This is a genomic window from Streptomyces sp. NPDC005435, assembly GCF_040703155.1.
Taxonomy (GTDB): Bacteria; Actinomycetota; Actinomycetes; order Streptomycetales; family Streptomycetaceae; genus Streptomyces.
This window is the reverse complement of sequence record NZ_JBEXEQ010000002.1, coordinates 373,973-391,950: the sequence shown is the minus strand read 5'-3', so window position 1 is coordinate 391,950 and position 17,978 is coordinate 373,973. Positions and strand designations below refer to the sequence as shown.

12 protein-coding genes are annotated in these 17,978 nt (G+C 71.6%); 8 read left to right on the top strand and 4 right to left on the bottom strand.

Annotation, left to right across the window (positions count from 1 at the left end; genetic code table 11):
• Window positions 1-248 precede the first annotated feature (248 nt).
• From AB0898_RS04800 to AB0898_RS04790, 3 genes are all read left to right on the top strand, one after another.
• Window positions 249-2,279, top strand: coding sequence for a M4 family metallopeptidase (locus tag AB0898_RS04800; RefSeq protein ID WP_366801355.1), 2,031 nt, complete (start codon window positions 249-251; stop codon window positions 2,277-2,279).
• Between the two features lie 258 nt (window positions 2,280-2,537).
• Window positions 2,538-4,199 carry a M4 family metallopeptidase gene (locus AB0898_RS04795; protein ID WP_366801354.1) on the top strand — a complete coding sequence of 554 codons (1,662 nt, stop codon included), beginning with the start codon at window positions 2,538-2,540 and terminating at the stop codon, window positions 4,197-4,199.
• 70 nt (window positions 4,200-4,269) lie between these two features.
• Window positions 4,270-4,791: a DUF1990 domain-containing protein gene (locus AB0898_RS04790; protein WP_366801353.1), complete on the top strand. Its 522-nt coding sequence runs from the start codon at window positions 4,270-4,272 to the stop codon at window positions 4,789-4,791.
• 4 nt (window positions 4,792-4,795) lie between these two features.
• On the opposite strand, the gene AB0898_RS04785 is transcribed toward AB0898_RS04790, so the two are convergent.
• The 4 genes from AB0898_RS04785 to AB0898_RS04770 form a co-directional block, all read right to left on the bottom strand.
• The gene (locus AB0898_RS04785) at window positions 4,796-4,999 is read right to left on the bottom strand and encodes a hypothetical protein (RefSeq protein ID WP_366801352.1); all 204 of its coding nucleotides are present in this window, start codon (window positions 4,997-4,999) and stop codon (window positions 4,796-4,798) included.
• Entirely contained in the window at window positions 4,996-5,292 is a 297-nt protein-coding gene (locus tag AB0898_RS04780; protein ID WP_366801351.1) for a hypothetical protein, read from the bottom strand. Before AB0898_RS04780 ends, AB0898_RS04785 begins: the two co-directional genes overlap by 4 nt.
• Window positions 5,289-5,564 carry a hypothetical protein gene (locus tag AB0898_RS04775; RefSeq protein ID WP_366801350.1) on the bottom strand — a complete coding sequence of 92 codons (276 nt, stop codon included), beginning with the start codon at window positions 5,562-5,564 and terminating at the stop codon, window positions 5,289-5,291. Before AB0898_RS04775 ends, AB0898_RS04780 begins: the two co-directional genes overlap by 4 nt.
• Window positions 5,565-5,670: 106 nt before the next feature.
• Entirely contained in the window at window positions 5,671-8,289 is a 2,619-nt protein-coding gene (locus tag AB0898_RS04770) for a glycosyltransferase family 1 protein (protein ID WP_366801349.1), read from the bottom strand.
• 1,701 nt (window positions 8,290-9,990) lie between these two features.
• Between AB0898_RS04770 and AB0898_RS04765 the strand changes: the two genes are divergently transcribed.
• The 5 genes from AB0898_RS04765 to AB0898_RS04745 all read left to right on the top strand — a co-directional run bounded on the left by AB0898_RS04765 (window position 9,991) and on the right by AB0898_RS04745 (window position 17,921).
• Window positions 9,991-11,955 carry an alpha-1,4-glucan--maltose-1-phosphate maltosyltransferase gene (locus AB0898_RS04765; RefSeq protein ID WP_366801386.1) on the top strand — a complete coding sequence of 655 codons (1,965 nt, stop codon included), beginning with the start codon at window positions 9,991-9,993 and terminating at the stop codon, window positions 11,953-11,955.
• Window positions 11,952-13,652, top strand: coding sequence for a maltose alpha-D-glucosyltransferase (gene treS, locus AB0898_RS04760; protein ID WP_366801348.1), 1,701 nt, complete (start codon window positions 11,952-11,954; stop codon window positions 13,650-13,652). The genes AB0898_RS04765 and treS overlap by 4 nt, the downstream gene beginning before the upstream one ends.
• 96 nt (window positions 13,653-13,748) lie before the next feature.
• Window positions 13,749-15,194, top strand: coding sequence for a maltokinase N-terminal cap-like domain-containing protein (locus AB0898_RS04755; RefSeq protein ID WP_366801347.1), 1,446 nt, complete (start codon window positions 13,749-13,751; stop codon window positions 15,192-15,194).
• A gap of 50 nt (window positions 15,195-15,244) precedes the next feature.
• Window positions 15,245-17,692, top strand: coding sequence for a 1,4-alpha-glucan branching enzyme (gene glgB, locus AB0898_RS04750; protein WP_366801346.1), 2,448 nt, complete (start codon window positions 15,245-15,247; stop codon window positions 17,690-17,692).
• 46 nt (window positions 17,693-17,738) lie between these two features.
• The gene (locus tag AB0898_RS04745) at window positions 17,739-17,921 is read left to right on the top strand and encodes a hypothetical protein (RefSeq protein WP_366801345.1); all 183 of its coding nucleotides are present in this window, start codon (window positions 17,739-17,741) and stop codon (window positions 17,919-17,921) included.
• Window positions 17,922-17,978: the final 57 nt, after the last annotated feature.

Sequence of the window (17,978 nt, the reverse complement as noted above, 5' to 3'; positions counted from 1 at the left end):
CCACCCCGAGCCCCCCGCCACGAAGCCCATTCCGGCCAAGTTTTCGATGCGGTCATGACAGCCGTCCCGCTCGCCTGACAACCTTGTCGCACCGGCTCACAGCAGCCCCACAGCTCTCGTGGCGCACCACGTGGGCCGGCCCCCGCACGCGTACAGGTTCCGCGCACAGCCCTGTTCTGCCCGGGCGCTCGACCAACGTCCGGTCTCCCCTGGCCGCACGACCGGCGGCCGCGCAGAAGGAGTCAGTGTTGAGCAGCAGTTCCTCCCGCAGACGTCCCGCCCCCTCCCCCCGCCGTACCGCCGTCGTCGCCCTCGCCGGTGTCGCCGCCCTGCTGGCCGCCGCCGTCCAGTCGGGTGTGGCGAGCGCCGCCCCGGCCGCCCCGCATCCCCGCAAGGCCGACCCCGCGCACACGGCGGTACGGCTCACCCCCTCCCAGCGCACCGAGCTGATCCGCCACGCCGACACCGGCACGGCCGCCACCGCCCGTTCCATCGGGCTCGGCGCCAAGGAGAAGCTGGCCGTCCGCGACGTGATCAAGGACGGCGACGGCACCACGCACACCCGCTACGAGCGCACCTACGCCGGACTCCCCGTGCTCGGCGGCGACTTGATCGTGGACACCACGAAGTCGGGCGCGACGAAGCGCGTCATCCGGGCCACCGGCGCCACCCTCAAGGTCGCCGGTCTCACCCCCGAGATCACGAAGGCCGCCGCCGAGAAGCAGGCCGTGAGCCGCGCGAAGACCCTGGGCGGCACCAAGTCCGCCGCCGACCGCGTGCGCAAGGTGATCTGGGCCGCCTCCGGCAAGCCCGTGCTCGCCTACGAGACGGTCGTCGGCGGCCTTCAGGACGACGGCACCCCCAACGAGCTGCACGTGATCACCGACGCGGCCACCGGCAAGAAGCTGTACGAGTACCAGGGCATAGAGACCGGCGTCGGCAACACCCAGTACAGCGGCCAGGTCCCGCTCACCACCACCCAGTCGGGTTCGTCGTACACGCTCACCGACGGCGCGCGCGGCGGCCACAAGACGTACAACCTGAACCGGGGCTCCTCCGGCACCGGCACCCTGTTCTCCCAGTCCTCCGACACCTGGGGCAACGGCACGATCTCCGACGCGGCGACGGCGGGCGCGGACGCGCACTACGGGGCGGCGGTCACCTGGGACTTCTACAAGGACACGTTCGGCCGCACCGGCATCAAGAACGACGGCGTGGGCGCCTACTCCCGTGTGCACTACGGGAATGCGTACATCAACGCCTTCTGGAGCGACTCCTGCTTCTGCATGACCTACGGCGACGGCGCGAACAACGCCGACCCGCTGACCGCCCTCGACGTGGCCGGTCACGAGATGAGCCACGGCGTCACGTCGAACACGGCCGGGCTCAACTACTCCGGTGAGTCGGGCGGGTTGAACGAGGCGACCTCCGACATCTTCGGCACGGGTGTGGAGTTCTTCGCGGCCAACGCCTCCGACCCCGGTGACTACCTCATCGGCGAGAAGATCGACATCAACGGCGACGGCACCCCGCTGCGTTACATGGACAAGCCGAGCAAGGACGGTGCGTCGAAGGACAGTTGGTACTCCGGTCTCGGCGGGATCGACGTGCACTACTCGTCGGGCCCGGCGAACCACTTCTTCTACCTGCTGAGCGAGGGCAGCGGCGCCAAGGTCGTCGACGGCGTGAGCTACGACTCCCCCACCGCCGACGGCCTCCCGGTCACCGGCATCGGCCGGGACAAGGCGCTCCAGATCTGGTACCGGGCGCTGACCACCAAGTGGACCTCCACCACCAACTACAAGGCCGCCCGCACCGGCACCCTGGCCGCCGCCGGGGAGCTGTACGGCACGGACAGCCCGGAGTACACGGCGGTGCAGGACGCGTGGGCGGGCGTCGGGGTCGGCACCCGGCCCGGCGGCGAGACCGGCACGTCGTACGAGAGCACCACGCAGGTGGCGATCCCGGACAACGGGCCCGCCGTCACCTCGGCCATCACGGTCGCGGGCCGGGGCGGGAACGCGCCGGCCAACCTGCGGGTCACGGTGGACATCACCCACACCTGGCGCGGTGACCTGGTGATCGACCTGCTCGGCCCCTCGGGCACCTCCTACCGCCTGAAGGACACCAGTCCCTCCGACTCGGCGGACGACGTGGACGACACCTACGTGGTGAACGCCTCCGCCGAACCGGCCGACGGCACCTGGACGTTGAAGGTCCAGGACAAGGCGGCCCAGGACACCGGCCGGATCAACGGCTGGAAGGTGACCTTCCCGTAAACAGCGGCCGGGCCGTGGCCGACGGCCCGGTGAACCCGGTGCCGTCCGGGGTTTCGACGCCCCGGACGGCACCCGTTCACACGGCCGCAACAACTATCGGACGCCTGTTTTCAGCCAACATCACCTCGGGGTCCTGACATGTACGCGTCCGTGGTGCCACGCTTCCCCCACCCGCCGCAGCAGCACAGCAACTTCCCTACGCACCACCCCGGACGGTGACCCCACGCCGGCCGGACTCCCCCACGTGAAGGAGCTACTGTGAGCCCCCTCTACGCGCGTCACAAGCGCACCACCCTCGCCATCGCCACGGCCGTCGCCGCCGGTGCCCTCATCTCCACCGGCCTGGCCACCACCGCCAGCGCCCAGCCCACCGAGGTGGCCGCCGTCAAGCCCCTGGCCGGCGCCCCCACCCTCCTGTCGGCCTCCGCCCGCACGGGCCTCATCCAGCAGGCGCAGACCGACGCCCCCGAGACCGCCCAGCGGATAGGCCTCGGCGCCAAGGAGAAGCTGGTCGTCAGAGACGTCGTGAAGGACGCGGACGGCACCGTCCACACCCGCTACGAGCGCACCTACGCGGGCCTCCCCGTGCTCGGCGGCGACCTCGTCGTCCACACCGCGAAGTCCGGCAAGGCCGAGGGCGTCACCCGCGCCACCAAGACCACCATCAAGGTGGCCTCGCTCAAGCCGCAGATCACCCCCGCCAAGGCGGAGAAGCAGGCCGTCGGCGCCGCCAGGACGCTCGGCTCCGCCAAGTCCGCGGCCGACGGCGCCCGCAAGGTGATCTGGGCCGGCTCCGGCAAGCCCGTCCTCGCCTACGAGACCGTCGTCGGCGGCCTCCAGGACGACGGCACCCCCAACCAGCTGCACGTCATCACCGACGCGGCCACCGGCAAGAAGCTCTTCGAGTACCAGGGCATCGAGAACGCCACCGGCACCGGCAAGACGCTGTACTCCGGCACCGTCAGCCTCACCACCTCGCTGTCGGGCTCGACGTACTCGCTGACCGACGCCTCGCGCGGCAACCACAAGACGTACAACCTGAAGCACACCACCAGCTCCGGCACCGGCACCCTGTTCACCAACACCACGAACACGTGGGGAACCGGCACCGCCTCCAGCTCCACCACCGACGAGACGGCCGCCGCCGACGCCGCCTACGGCGCGCAGGAGACCTGGGACTTCTACAAGAACACCTTCGGCCGCAACGGCATCAAGAACAACGGCGTCGGCGCCTACTCCCGGGTCCACTACGGCAGCTCGTACGTCAACGCCTTCTGGGACGACAGCTGCTTCTGCATGACCTACGGCGACGGCTCGGGCAACAACCACCCGCTGACCTCGCTCGACGTCGCGGGCCACGAGATGAGCCACGGCGTCACCGCCAACACCGCGGGCCTCAACTACAGCGGCGAGTCCGGCGGCCTGAACGAGGCCACCTCCGACATCTTCGGCACCGGCGTGGAGTTCTACGCCAACAGCGCCTCGGACCCCGGTGACTACCTCATCGGCGAGAAGATCAACATCAACGGCGACGGCACCCCGCTGCGCTACATGGACAAGCCCAGCAAGGACGGCGGCTCCGCCGACTACTGGTCCTCCTCGGTCGGCGGCAAGGACGTCCACTACTCCTCCGGCGTCGCCAACCACTTCTTCTACCTGCTCGCCGAGGGCAGCGGCGCGAAGACGATCAACGGGGTGTCCTACAACTCCCCGACCTCCAACGGCTCCACCGTCACCGGCATCGGCCGCGCCAAGGCGCTGCAGATCTGGTACAAGGCGCTCACGACGTACTTCACGTCGACCACCAACTACAAGTCGGCCCGCACCGGCACCCTGAGCGCCGCCTCGGCCCTCTACGGCTCCGGCAGCGCCGAGTACAACGCGGTGGCGGCGGCCTGGTCGGCGGTCAACGTCAGCTAGTCCAGGGCCACTTGAGCCAGGGCGCCCCCGGGAAGGAGCTCTTCCGGTGGGCGCCCTACTCTTGTGACCCATGTCCTCGGCGCCCTACACGTACGAACCCGTCGGCGCGACGCGCGACGACCTCACCGTCTGCCCGCCCGGCTTCCACCACCTCTACGTCCGCACCCGCATCGGCGAGGGCACGGCCCTCTTCCACCGGGCCGCGCAGGCGGTGCTCACCTGGGAGATGCACCGCGCGATGGGCGTCACCATCGACACCGACGCCGACCGCGCGGCCCCCGGCGTGGACGTCACGGTCGGCCTCGCGGGCCTGATCAAGGCCCCCTGCCGGATCGTCTGGACCACGGACGAACCCCGCCGCGTCGGCTGGGCCTACGGCACCCTCCCCGGCCACCCCGAACACGGCGAGGAGGCCTTCGTCGTCTCCCGCACCGGCGACGGCACCGTCTGGCTCACCGTCGCCGCCTACAGCCGCCCCGCCAAGTGGTACGCCCACGCGGCCGGCCCGGCCACCCGCGCCCTCCAGCACGCCTACGCCCGCCGCTGTGGCAAGACCCTCAAGCGGCTGTGCACGGACGAGGACGAGGCGTAGACCCTCACGTCCGCGCGGCCCGGCGCCCCTTCCACAGCCGCCGCAGCCGGTCGGCGACTTCACCGATCCCGCCGAGGAACAGCCCGGAGAGCACACAGCCGAGGAAGGGCGGGGACCACCCGAACACCGGCCCCACCAGCCACAGCACCACCCCGGCCGCCGACCACCAGACGACCATGGACAGCGCGGGCCACACGGCCCGGTTCACGCGCCCGCCCCTCGGGTGCGCCGGCCGGCGACGGCGATCAGGGCGAGCCCGCTCAGCGTCGCAAGCCCCCCGGCGACCGTCGCCGCCATCAGGACGGACGACGGGGCACCGGCCAGCCGGGGAACGGAGTTGATCAGCACCCCGGCGTAGAGGGCGAGAAACGCCCAGCCACGCGGTCGCACCGGCGCGAGCCGGGACCGCAGGCGCTCCGGCACCTTGTCCGTGACGAGGGCGAGCCCCAGGGGCAGCACGGTGAGCGAGAACGCGACGAGGAAGATCCACTGCCAGGTCATGGGGTGCGCGGCTCCGAGGTGGGCGTGGCGGGGTCGGGCGAAGGACGGGCGGCACGGCTCTCGCGGGCGGCCCCGCGCTCCCGGCGCCGCCCACCGAGTTCCGCGCCCACGGAGACCAGCAGCGCGGGCAGCAGAACCTCACGGAGAGGGAGGGACATCCCCAGCGGCTTGGCCGCCAGCCACAGGCACAGGACGAGCGGCACCGTCATGAAGACGGCGGGCGACGCCACGAGCCGCCACAGCCACACCACCCCGTTCCGCAGGCGCCTCATGGGCCGCTCGCCCTCCCCCGGGGCCGCCGGCCGAACAGCGCACGGCAGCCGCCTACTTGACGTGTTCTTTACACTCTAGCGGCGGCTGCCCTCCCTGCCCACCCCGTTACCGCAGCACCACTCCCGTCGTCTCCACCACGTCCTCCGGCGGCACCGTCACCAGGCCCGTCTCCGCCGGGGAGGCGAGAAGGCGGTGGGCCGGGAGGATGCGGACCGTGTAGCCGAAGGGGCCGGTGCGGTCGAGGAAGAGGGGGCCCTCGTAGAGCCAGCGGCCCTCCAGGTCGGGGTTGCCGACCGGCTTCAGCGGAACCGCGCTCGCGTCCGTGATGCGGTCGCCGGAGTCCACGCGCCCCGAGACCACCTGGACCTCCACGTCGTCCGGGGTGAGATCGCCGAGGCCGACCCGCACCCGCAGTCCGACGCTCGTGCCCAGCTCGGCCGTCGCCACGGGCGCCGTCGTCTCCACATGGTCCACGCTGACCCCGGGCCACGCGGCCCGCACCCGGGACTTCCAGCCGGCCAGGTCCCGCGCCGTACCGGGGTCGAGGGCGCGATGGGCCTGGGCGGCGGGGGCGTAGAGCCGCTCGACGTACTCCCGGACCATGCGCCCGGCCAGCACCTTCGGACCCAGCAGCGTCAGGGTCTGGCGCACCATCTCGATCCAGCGGTCGGGCAGCCCGCCCCGCCCCTGCTCGTAGAAGCGCGGGGTGACCCGCTGTTCCAGCAGCTCGTAGAGGGCCGCCGCCTCGATGTCGTCCCGCCGGTCGGGGTCGGTGGCCGCGCCGTCCGCCGTCGGGATGGCCCAGCCGAAGTCCGGCTGGAACCATTCGTCCCACCAGCCGTCCAGCACCGAGAGATTGAGACAGCCGTTGAGCGCGGCCTTCATCCCGGAGGTGCCGCACGCCTCCAGCGGGCGCAGCGGGTTGTTCAGCCAGACGTCACAGCCCGGGTAGAGCTTCTGCGCCATCGCCATGCCGTAGTCCGGCAGGAACACGATCCGGTGCCGCACCCGCGGATCGTCCGCGAACCGCACCAGCTCCTGCACCAGCCGCTTGCCGCCGTCGTCCGCCGGATGCGCCTTGCCCGCGACGACGATCTGCACCGGCCGCTCCGGATGCAGCAGCAGCTCGGTCAGCCGCACCTTGTCCCGCAGCATCAGCGTGAGCCGTTTGTACGACGGCACGCGCCGCGCGAACCCGATCGTGAGCACGTCCGGGTCGAGCACCCCGTCGATCCAGCCCAGCTCCGCCCCGGCCGCCCCGCGCTGCCGCCAGGAGGCCCGCAGCCGGTCCCGCACCTCGAACACGAGCTGCTCGCGCAGGATGCGGCGCAGGTCCCAGATCTCCTGCGCGGAGATGTCGGCCACCGCGTCCCACCGCTCGGAACCGCCGGTGGCCAGCGCGTCCTCGGCCCGCTGCGCGCCGAGCTGCCGTACGCCGAGCCGCAGCACCTCGGGCGCCACCCAGGTCGGCCCGTGCACCCCGTTGGTGACGGAGGTGATCGGCACCTCCTCGGTGTCGAACCCGGGCCACAGCCCGGCGAACATCTCCCGGCTCACCTGACCGTGCAGCAGGGACACGCCGTTGGCCCGCTGGGCCAGGCGCAGCCCCATCACGGCCATGTTGAACAGGTTCGGCTCGCCGCCGGGGTACGTCTCGGTGCCGAGCGCGAGAATCCGCCGTACATCGAGACCGGGCAGCTCCCCGTCCGGCCCGAAGAACCGCGCGACCAGCTCCTGGGTGAAGCGGTCGATCCCGGCCGGGACGGGGGTGTGCGTCGTGAACACCGTGCCGGAGCGCACGGTCTCCAGCGCCGCGTCGAAGTCGAGCCCGCCCTCGCACAGCTCGGCGATCCGCTCCAGGCCGAGGAATCCGGCGTGCCCCTCGTTGGTGTGGAACACCTCGGGCTCGGGGTGTCCGGTGAGCCGGCAGTACGTCCGCACCGCCCGTACACCCCCTATGCCGAGCAGCATCTCCTGGAGCAGCCGGTGCTCGCTGCCGCCGCCGTAGAGCCGGTCGGTGACGCCGCGTTCGCCGAGGTCGTTCTCCTCCACGTCGGAGTCGAGCATCAGGAGGGGGACCCTGCCGACCTGTGCCACCCAGATCCGGGCGTGCAGGGCGCGGCCGCCGGGCAGCGCGAGCCGGACGCCCGCGGGGGTGCCGTCGGCCTCCTTCAGCAGGGTGACGGGCAGCTCGTTGGGGTCCAGCACCGGGTAGTGCTCCTGCTGCCAGCCGTCGCGGGAGAGGGTCTGGCGGAAGTAGCCGTGCCGGTAGAGCAGCCCGACCCCGATCAGCGGGACACCGAGGTCGCTGGCGGCCTTGAGGTGGTCGCCGGCGAGGATGCCGAGGCCGCCGGAGTACTGGGGCAGCGCGGCGGTGATGCCGAACTCGGGCGAGAAGTACGCGACGGCTGCGGGCAGCCCGTCGCCCTGGTGCTGGTACCAGCGGTCGCCGCTCACATAGTCCCCGAGGTCCCCGGCCACCGCCGCGAGCCGGCGCAGAAACCTCCGGTCCTCGGCCAGCTCGGCGAGCCGCACGGGACTCACCCGCCCCAGCAGCCGCACCGGGTCGCCTCCGGCGGCCGCCCAGTGCTCGGGGTCCACCGCCTGGAACAGATCGCGCGTTTCCACATGCCAGGACCAGCGCAGATTGCGCGCCAGATCGCTCAGCGGGCGCAGGGGTTCGGGGAGAACGGGACGGACGGTGAACCGACGGATGGCCTTCACATTCCACCTCGGACGCGTCGCTAGGTGAGACGCACAGCGCTGTGCGTCTCGTCGTCATCCTCGACGGTAGTGGTTACCGGGGGGTCGGTGGGGACGCATCCGGGTGAAGCGGTCGGAACGTGGCGCAAACGGTGACATGGCTTTACCCGGGGGCACCGGCGGCTTCCGGCCGAATACGCGGGCGGCGCCGCCGGTGGGCGTGTCTGACGGGGCGTCCTGGGCAGGAGTCAACCCTGTTGCGGCCAGGGCCGGTTGATGACCAGCTCTTGGGGAGTCAAGGCACGCCGGGCGGGAATGGGGAAAAGGGGCCGGTCTTGGACGTAGACATACGCGCGAGTAGTTAACAAAGTGCCGGATTGCCCACCCGAACCGGGTGGGAAGGCTCCTCCGGTACGACCCCACAGGCGCACCACAGCACCACCGCAGGACCCACCTCCCCATGTCCATCCGCCCATAGCCACGTTGACGCGGACAGGAGCGGTCATGCCCGCCAAGCACCACACGCCATCGCCCCAGCCCCCCGCCAGAAACGACCCGAGGCCCCACGAATCGCCGCCCGCGGAGCACACCGAGCCCGGACGGGAGATGCCGCAGCGCGCCGGGGCGAGGGGGACGGAACGAGCGGAGCCCAAGCGCCCCGAGCCCGGCCCGCCGAGGGCGGAGCACACCGAGCCCGGACCCTCCGGAGCCGGACCCTCCGGAGCCGGACATCCGGAACCGGAGACCGCCCAGCCGGCGCCGCCCGCCCGGCCGAAGACGAAAGCCGCGCCGAAGAAGGCCCCCCGAACCGACCGCGAACGGCTGGGGCCGGAGGCGAGGCGGGGCCGGCCCGAACCGCCCGCGGCGGAGCGCGCCGAGACCGGACACCCGGAAGCGGAACGGGCCGGAGCCGCCCGGCGGGAGACAGAAGCACCGCGCACCAAGCCCGGACAGCCGGAGGCAGGACCCGCGCAGTCGAAGACGACGCGCCGCGATCCCGGCCGGCTGGACCCGACGACCGCCCTCCCGAAGGCCACCCGGGCGCAGCCGGGACCGCCGGGCAGCGAACACGCCGGGGCCGGACGGTCAGGCTTGAAGCGCGCTACGGCCGGGCGTCTGAAGTCGGAGGGAGCGGGGGCCGGACAGCCGATGACGGAGGCCGACCAGGCGATAACGCCACGCGCGCTGCCCAAGCGGCCGAGCGCGGAGGCCACACCGGCGAAGGCGACGCGGGCTGAGCCCGGGGAGCCGGGGACGGTGCCCGCAGAGCCGGAGACGACGCGCAGCGAGTCCGGACGGGGCGGACCGGCAACCGCTCGCACCGAGGCCACGCGAGCCCAGCCCGGATCGCCGGAGACGACACGGGCCGGCGCCGCCGCGCAGGCGGGGGCAGGGGGGGCCGGGCATGCACGCCCCTCGTCCCCGCGTGCCGAATCCGTCGCCGCGCGCCCCTCGGACTCACACGCTGAAGCCGTTGCCGCGCGCCCCCCGACCCCGCCCGTCGGGACCGACGCCGCCCAGCCTTCGGCCTCACCTGCCGAACCCGTATCCGCGCGCCCCCCGACCCCGTCCGCCGAGAGCCTCACCACGCTCCCCCCGGCCTCACCCACCGGCCCCGTAGCCACGCAGCCCCCGACCCCGCACGCGGAACCCGTAGTCGCCCCGCCTCCCGCCTTCGATGCCCAAGCCCACCCGGAGGAACCCCCGACCGTCGTAGGCCGCATCCCCGTCCTGGACGTACGCCCCGTCGTGCAGCACGGGCGGCGGCCCGCCAAAGCCGTCGTCGGGGAGGTGTTCCAGGTCAGTGCCACCGTGTTCCGGGAGGGGCACGACGCCGTGAACGCCAACGTCGTCCTGCGCGGCCCAGACGGGCGTACCGGCCCCTGGACGCCGATGCGGGAGCTGGCTCCCGGGACGGACCGGTGGGGCGCCGACGTGAGCGCGGACGCGACGGGGCGCTGGACGTACACCGTGGAGGCGTGGTCGGACCCGATCGCCACCTGGCGGCACACGGCCGGGATCAAAATTCCCGCCGGTATCGACACCGGCCTCGTGCTGGACGAGGGCGCCCGGCTGTACGAGCGGGCCGCGGCCGGGGTGCCGGAGGAGTGGCGGAAGGCCGTGCTGGAGGCGGTGGCGGGGCTTCGCGCTGAGGACCGCCCCGCGTCGTGGCGGCTGGCGGCGGCGCTGGAGCCCGAGGTCGTGGAGGTCCTGGAGCGTTATCCCGTAAGGGAGTTGGTCACCGCGTCCGATCCGATGCCGCTGCTGGTGGAGCGGGAGCGCGCGCTGTACGGGTCGTGGTACGAGTTCTTCCCCCGCTCGGAGGGCACCCCCGCACAACCCCACGGCACCTTCCGCACCGCAGAACGCCGGCTGGAAGCCATCGCCGAGATGGGCTTCGACGTGGTCTACCTCCCCCCGGTCCACCCCATCGGCACCACCCACCGCAAGGGCCGCAACAACACCCTCAACGCGACCCCGGACGACGTGGGCGTGCCGTGGGCGATCGGGTCGCCGGAGGGCGGTCACGACAGCGTCCACCCCCAGCTCGGCACGCTGGAGGACTTCGATCATTTCGTGGGCCGGGCACGGGAGTTGGGCCTCGAAATCGCCCTGGACTTCGCCCTTCAGTGCTCCCCGGACCACCCGTGGGTGGACAAGCACCCCCAGTGGTTCCACCACCGCCCCGACGGCACGATCGCCTACGCCGAGAACCCGCCGAAGAAGTACCAGGACATCTATCCGATCGCCTTCGACGCCGACATGGACGGCCTGGTCACCGAGACCGTGCGTGTCCTGCGGCACTGGATGGACCACGGCGTACGGATCTTCCGCGTGGACAACCCGCACACCAAACCCGTCGTCTTCTGGGAGCGCGTCATCGGCGAGATCAACCGCGCCGACCCCGACGTCCTCTTCCTGGCCGAGGCCTTCACCCGCCCCGCGATGATGCACACCCTCGCCCAGATCGGCTTCCAGCAGTCGTACACGTACTTCACCTGGCGGAACAGCAAGCAGGAACTGACGGAGTATCTGACCGAACTCTCGGGGGACGCGGCCGCCTACATGCGGCCCAACTTCTTCCCCAACACCCCGGACATCCTGCACGCCTACCTCCAGCACGGCGGCCGCCCCGCCTTCGAGGTCCGGGCCGTCCTCGCCGCCACCCTCTCCCCCTCCTGGGGCATCTACAGCGGCTACGAGCTGTGTGAGAACCAGGCGTTGAAGCCGGGCGGCGAGGAGTACCTCGACTCGGAGAAGTACCAGCTCAAGCCCCGCGACTGGGAGGCCGCCGCCCGTGAGGGCCGCACCATCGCGCCTCTCGTCGCCCGCCTCAACGAGATCCGCAGGCAGAACCCGGCGCTGCACCGGCTGCGCGGCCTCCGCTTCCACGGGACGGACAAGGAATCGGTGATCGCCTATTCGAAACGCAGCGGTTCGAACACGGTTCTGGTGGTCGCGAACCTAGACCCGCACCACACCCAGGAGGCCACCATCTCGTTGGACATGCCGCAACTCGGCCTCGACTGGCACGAGTCGGTGCCGGTGCGCGACCTGCTCACCGGCGAGTCCTATCACTGGGGCAGGGCCAACTATGTGCGACTCGAACCGGGTCGTCGACCCGCGCATGTGTTCTCGGTTCTGCGACCGTCCAACCCGCAGATCGGAGGGTCACCCACCATATGATCGTCAACGAGCCCGTCCCGGACACGTTCGAGGACACTCCAGCCCGGGACCGCGACCCGGAGTGGTTCAAACGCGCCGTCTTCTACGAGGTCCTGGTCCGTTCCTTCCAGGACAGCAATGGCGACGGCATCGGGGACCTCAAGGGCCTCACCGCCAAGCTCGACTACCTGCAATGGCTGGGCGTCGACTGCCTCTGGCTGCCACCGTTCTTCAAGTCCCCGCTGCGTGACGGCGGTTACGACGTCTCGGACTACACCGCCGTACTCCCCGAGTTCGGCGACCTCGCGGACTTCGTGGACTTCGTGGACGCCGCCCACCAGCGTGGGATGCGCGTCGTCATCGACTTCGTCATGAACCACACCAGTGACCAGCACCCGTGGTTCCAGGAGTCCCGCGAGAACCCCGACGGCCCCTACGGCGACTACTACGTCTGGGCCGACGACGACAAGCAGTACCAGGACGCCCGGATCATCTTCGTCGACACCGAGGCGTCGAACTGGACGTACGACCCGGTACGCAAGCAGTACTACTGGCACCGCTTCTTCTCGCACCAGCCGGACCTCAACTACGAGAACCCGGCCGTCCAGGAGGAGATGATCTCGGCGCTGAAGTTCTGGCTGGACCTCGGCATCGACGGGTTCCGCCTTGACGCGGTGCCGTATCTGTACCAACAGGAGGGCACCAACTGCGAGAACCTCCCGGCCACGCACGACTTCCTGAAGCGCGTGCGCAAGGAGATCGACGCGCAGTATCCCGACAAGGTCCTGCTGGCGGAGGCCAATCAGTGGCCGGAGGACGTCGTCGACTACTTCGGCGACTACCAGGCGGGCGGCGACGAATGCCACATGGCGTTCCACTTCCCCGTCATGCCACGGATCTTCATGGCGGTCAGGCGTGAGTCGCGCTACCCGGTCTCCGAGATCCTCGCCAAGACGCCCTCGATCCCGTCGAGTTGCCAGTGGGGCATCTTCCTGCGCAACCACGACGAGCTGACCCTGGAGATGGTCACCGACGAGGAACGCGACTACATGTGGGCGGAGTACGCGAAGGACCCGCGTATGCGCGCCAACATCGGCATCCGCCGCCGCCTCGCACCCCTCCTCGACAACGACCGCAACCAAATCGAGCTGTTCACCGCCCTGTTGCTCTCCCTGCCCGGCTCGCCGATCCTCTACTACGGCGACGAGATCGGCATGGGCGACAACATCTGGCTCGGCGACCGCGACGCGGTGCGCACGCCGATGCAGTGGACCCCGGACCGCAACGCGGGCTTCTCCTCCTGCGATCCGGGCCGGCTCTATCTGCCCACGATCATGGACCCGGTCTACGGCTACCAGGTCGCCAACGTCGAGGCGTCCATGTCCTCGCCGTCGAGCCTGCTGCACTGGACCCGGCGGATGATCGAGATCCGCAAGCAGAATCTCGCCTTCGGACTGGGCACCTACACGGAGTTGCAGTCGTCCAACCCGGCGGTCCTCGCGTTCCTGCGGGAGTACGAGGACGACCTCGTGGTCTGCGTGCACAACTTCTCGCGGTTCGCGCAGCCCACCGAGCTCGATCTGCGGGCCTACGCCGGGCGTCACCCGGTCGAGCTGATCGGCGGGGTGCGCTTCCCGGCGATCGGTGAACTGCCCTATCTGCTGACCCTCGCGGGCCACGGCTTCTACTGGTTCCGGCTCCGCGAGGACGCCGCGTAGTGCGGCCGGAGTGGGGCGGCGGGCGGTTTCCGTCGCCCCACCCGGGGCACGGTTGAGTAACACCCCGACGACGAACGGGGAAAGGACGTGACGCCCATGGCGGAAACGGTCACCCCCTCCGGCACCACCCCGTCCAGCACCACCCCCTCCGGCACCACCCCGTCCGGCACCATCCCCCACGGCACCACCGCCCCCCTCCTCGCCTCGCTCGACCCCCTGCTGCGCGAATGGCTGCCCCGGCAGCGGTGGTTCGCCGGGAAGGGGCGCCCGGTCACCGGGTTCACCCTCGTATCGGCCACCGAACTACTGCCCCCCGAGGGCCGGTTGGGCCTGTACCACCTGCTGCTGCGCGTCCACCAGCCCGCCGCGCCCGGCGCCCCGCCGCAGCCCGGCGACTGCTACCAGCTCCTGATAGGCGTGCGCGAGGCGCTGCCGCCGAGGCTCGCGCCCGCGCTGATCGGCCATGTGGCCTCGGGTCCGCTCGCCGGACGCACGGTGTACGAGGCCCTGCACGACCCCCGGCCCGCCGAAGTGCTCCTGGAGGCCCTGCGCACCCGGGCCCGCGTGGGCGCCCTCGCCTTCGAGCGGGCGGAGGGGCAGGAGATCCGGGACGGTCTGGTGGCCCGGCTGCTGACCTCCGAACAGTCCAACTCCTCGGTGGTGTACGGCGATACGTTCATCCTGAAGCTGCTGCGCCGGGTCACCCCTGGCGTCAACCCCGATCTGGAGTTACCGCTCGCCCTGGCCCGCGAGGGCTGCGCCCGGGTGCCCGCGCCGGTGGCCTGGCTGCACACCGAGCTGGAGGCGGAGCCGTACGTCCTGGCCGTCCTCCAGCCCTACGTCAGCGGCGCGGCCGACGGCTGGGAGCTGGCCCTGCGCGAGCTGGCCAAGGGCGAGGACTTCGCCGCCGAGGCGCGGGCGCTGGGCCGGGCCACCGCCGAGGTGCACACCGCGCTCGCCCGCGCGCTGCCCACGGTCACCCTCGGCCAGGCCCAGCTGCGGCAGCTGGTGGACGGCATGACCGAGCGGCTGACGGCGGCCGTACAGGCGGTGCCCGTGCTGCGGCCGTACGAGCCGGGGCTGCGCTCGGCCTACGCGGCGCTGGCCGCGCTGGCCGCCGAGGGCCGTACCTGGACCGCGCAGCGGGTGCACGGCGATCTGCATCTGGGCCAGTGCCTGCGCTCGCCGTCCGGGTCCTGGTCGCTGATCGACTTCGAGGGCGAGCCGTCCCGGCCGCTGGCCGAACGGCGGCTGCCGCAGCCGGTGGTGCGCGATGTCGCGGGGATGCTGCGCTCCTTCGACTACGCCGCCCACTCGGCCCGTCCGCCCGCGCCCGGCTGGGCGCACACCTGCCGGTCCGCCTACTGCTCCGGCTACGCCGAGGTCGCGGGCCGCGATCCGCGCACCGATCCGGTGCTGCTGCGCGCCTACGAGACCGACAAGGCGGTCTACGAGGTCGTCTACGAGGCCCGGCACCGCCCCGAGTGGCTGCCGGTCCCGCTCTCGGCCGTCCACCGCCTGGCCGCACCGGACCCGACCTGACCGGCCCCGACCGACCTCCCCCTCACCCGACCCGCCCGGGAGAACCGTCCGTGACGCCCAAGAAGCGAGCCACGTCGAAGAACAAGTCCGCCAAGAACCAGACCGGTGGGGCGGCGAAGTCCGCGAAGCCGGCCAAGTCCGCGAAACCTGCCAAGGCTGTCAAGCCGGTTGAGGCTGTCGAGCAGGTTGAGCGTGTCGAGCCGAAGGCGCCGGAGACCGCCCGGACCGTCCCCAGGGCCCGCGCGCCCCAGGACGCCCCCCGGGTGCCCGCGCCGCGCACCGAAACCGCTCCCCCGCCCGCCCCGCCCGCCGTCTCCCCCGCCCTGGGCCCGGACGACCGCGCGCGGCTGCTGCTCGGTACCCACCACGACCCGCACGCCGTCCTCGGCGCCCACGCGGTCCCCGGCGGGATCGCCTTCCGCGTCTTCCGCCCGTACGCCCAGGCGGTGACCGTGGCCATAGGGGAGGTCCGCGCCCCGCTGCACGACGACGGCGACGGGTTCTTCTCCGCCCTGCTCCCGCTGCCCGACGCGCCGGTCTACCGGCTGCTGGTCACCTACGACGGCACCGTGCACGAGACCGAGGACCCCTACCGCTTCTGGCCCACCCTCGGTGACCTGGACCTGCATCTGATCGGGGAGGGCCGGCACGAGGAGCTGTGGAAGGCGCTCGGCGCGCGGGTCATGACCCACCAGGGCGTGACCGGCACCCGTTTCTCGGTGTGGGCGCCGAACGCGCGGGGTGTGCGGGTCGCGGGGGGCTTCGACTACTGGGACGCGACCGGGTATCCGATGCGCTCGCTGGGTTCCAGCGGGGTGTGGGAGCTGTTCGTGCCCGGGGTCGGGGAGGGCGAGCTGTACAAGTTCGAGATCACCCGGCCCGACGGTTCGCACACCCTGCGCGCCGACCCGATGGCCCGGCGCACCGAGGTGCCGCCCGCGACCTCCTCGGTGGTGGAGGTCTCGCACCACGAGTGGGGCGACGCGGAGTGGCTGGCGCGGCGCGGTGAACGGGCGGTGCACGAGGCGCCGTTCTCGGTGTACGAGGTCCATCTGCCGTCCTGGCGGCCCGGGTTGACCTATCGGCAACTGGCCGACCAGCTCACCGCGTACGTGAAGGATCTCGGCTTCACCCACGTGGAGTTGATGCCGGTCGCGGAGCATCCCTTCGGCGGTTCCTGGGGCTATCAGGTCACCGGTTTCTACGCCCCGACCGCCCGCCTCGGCACCCCGGACGACTTCAAGTACCTGGTGGACAAGCTGCATCAGGCGGGCATCGGGGTGCTGATGGACTGGGTGCCGGCGCATTTCCCGCGTGACGAGTGGGCGTTGGCGGAGTTCGACGGGCGCCCGCTGTACGAGCACCACGATCCGCTGCGGGCCGCGCATCCGGACTGGGGGACGCTGGAGTTCGACTTCGGCCGCCGTGAGGTGCGCAACTTCCTTGTGGCGAACGCGGTGTACTGGTGCGAGGAGTTCCACATCGACGGGCTGCGCGTGGACGCGGTCGCCTCGATGCTCTACCTCGACTACTCGCGCGAGCCCGGTCAGTGGACGCCGAACGAGCGGGGCGGGCGGGAGAACCTGGACGCGGTGGCGTTCCTCCAGGAGATGAACGCCACGGTGTACCGCCGGTGTCCGGGCGTGGTGACCATCGCCGAGGAGTCCACCGCCTGGGACGGCGTGACCCGGCCCACCCATCACCGGGGTCCGAGCGGCTTCGGCGGCCTGGGGTTCGGGCTGAAGTGGAACATGGGCTGGATGCACGACTCGCTGGAGTACATGAGCCACGACCCCGTGCACCGCAAGTACCACCACCACGAGATGACGTTCTCGATGGTGTACGCGTACAGCGAGAACTACGTCCTGCCGATCTCGCACGACGAAGTGGTCCACGGCAAGCGGTCGTTGGTGTCGAAGATGCCGGGCGACTGGTGGCAGCAGCGGGCGAACCTGCGCGCCTATCTGGCCTTCATGTGGGCCCACCCGGGCAAGCAACTGCTCTTCATGGGGCAGGAGTTCGCGCAGGGTGCGGAGTGGTCCGAGGCGCACGGCCCGGACTGGTGGCTGCTCGACCCGTCGTACGGCGCCGCCGCCGGTCACCGGGGCGTACGCGACCTGGTGCGCGACCTCAACACCCAGTACCGCGCGACTCCGGCCCTGTGGCAGCGGGACACCGACCCCTCGGGCTTCGCCTGGGTGGTGGGGGACGCGGCCGACGACAACGTCCTCGCCTTCCTGCGCCGCGACGCCGACGGCACCCCCCTCCTCGCCGTCTCCCACTTCGCCCCGGTCGTCCGCCACGACTACCGCCTCGGCGTCCCCGACGACGTCCCCGCCTGGCACGAGACCCTCAACACCGACACCGCCCGCTACGGCGGCAGCGACGTCACCAACCCGGACATCATCAAACCGGAGCCGCAACCCTGGCACGGCTACCCGGCAAGCGTCCGGCTGACGCTGCCACCACTGTCGACGGTGTGGCTACGCCCTGCGTGACCGGGGCTCCGGCGCCCGGCCGTAGGATCCCGCCAGGGGGTGGGTCATGGACGACCGGGACTGGAACGACGACGGTGACTACGACCGGGCCGTCCGGCGGGCCCGGCGGGTGACGCGGTTCGGCTGGGGGGCGATCGGCGTGACCGTGGGGGCGCTCGGGTGTGCGCTGATCGGGGTGGTGGGCATGGCCGTCTGGTGTGTGTACGTGCTGGTGGCGGCGCACTCGTAGGACGACGGGCGGGGCCCCTGTCCGGCCGTGGAGGCGGTGGGACAGGGGCCCCTCGTG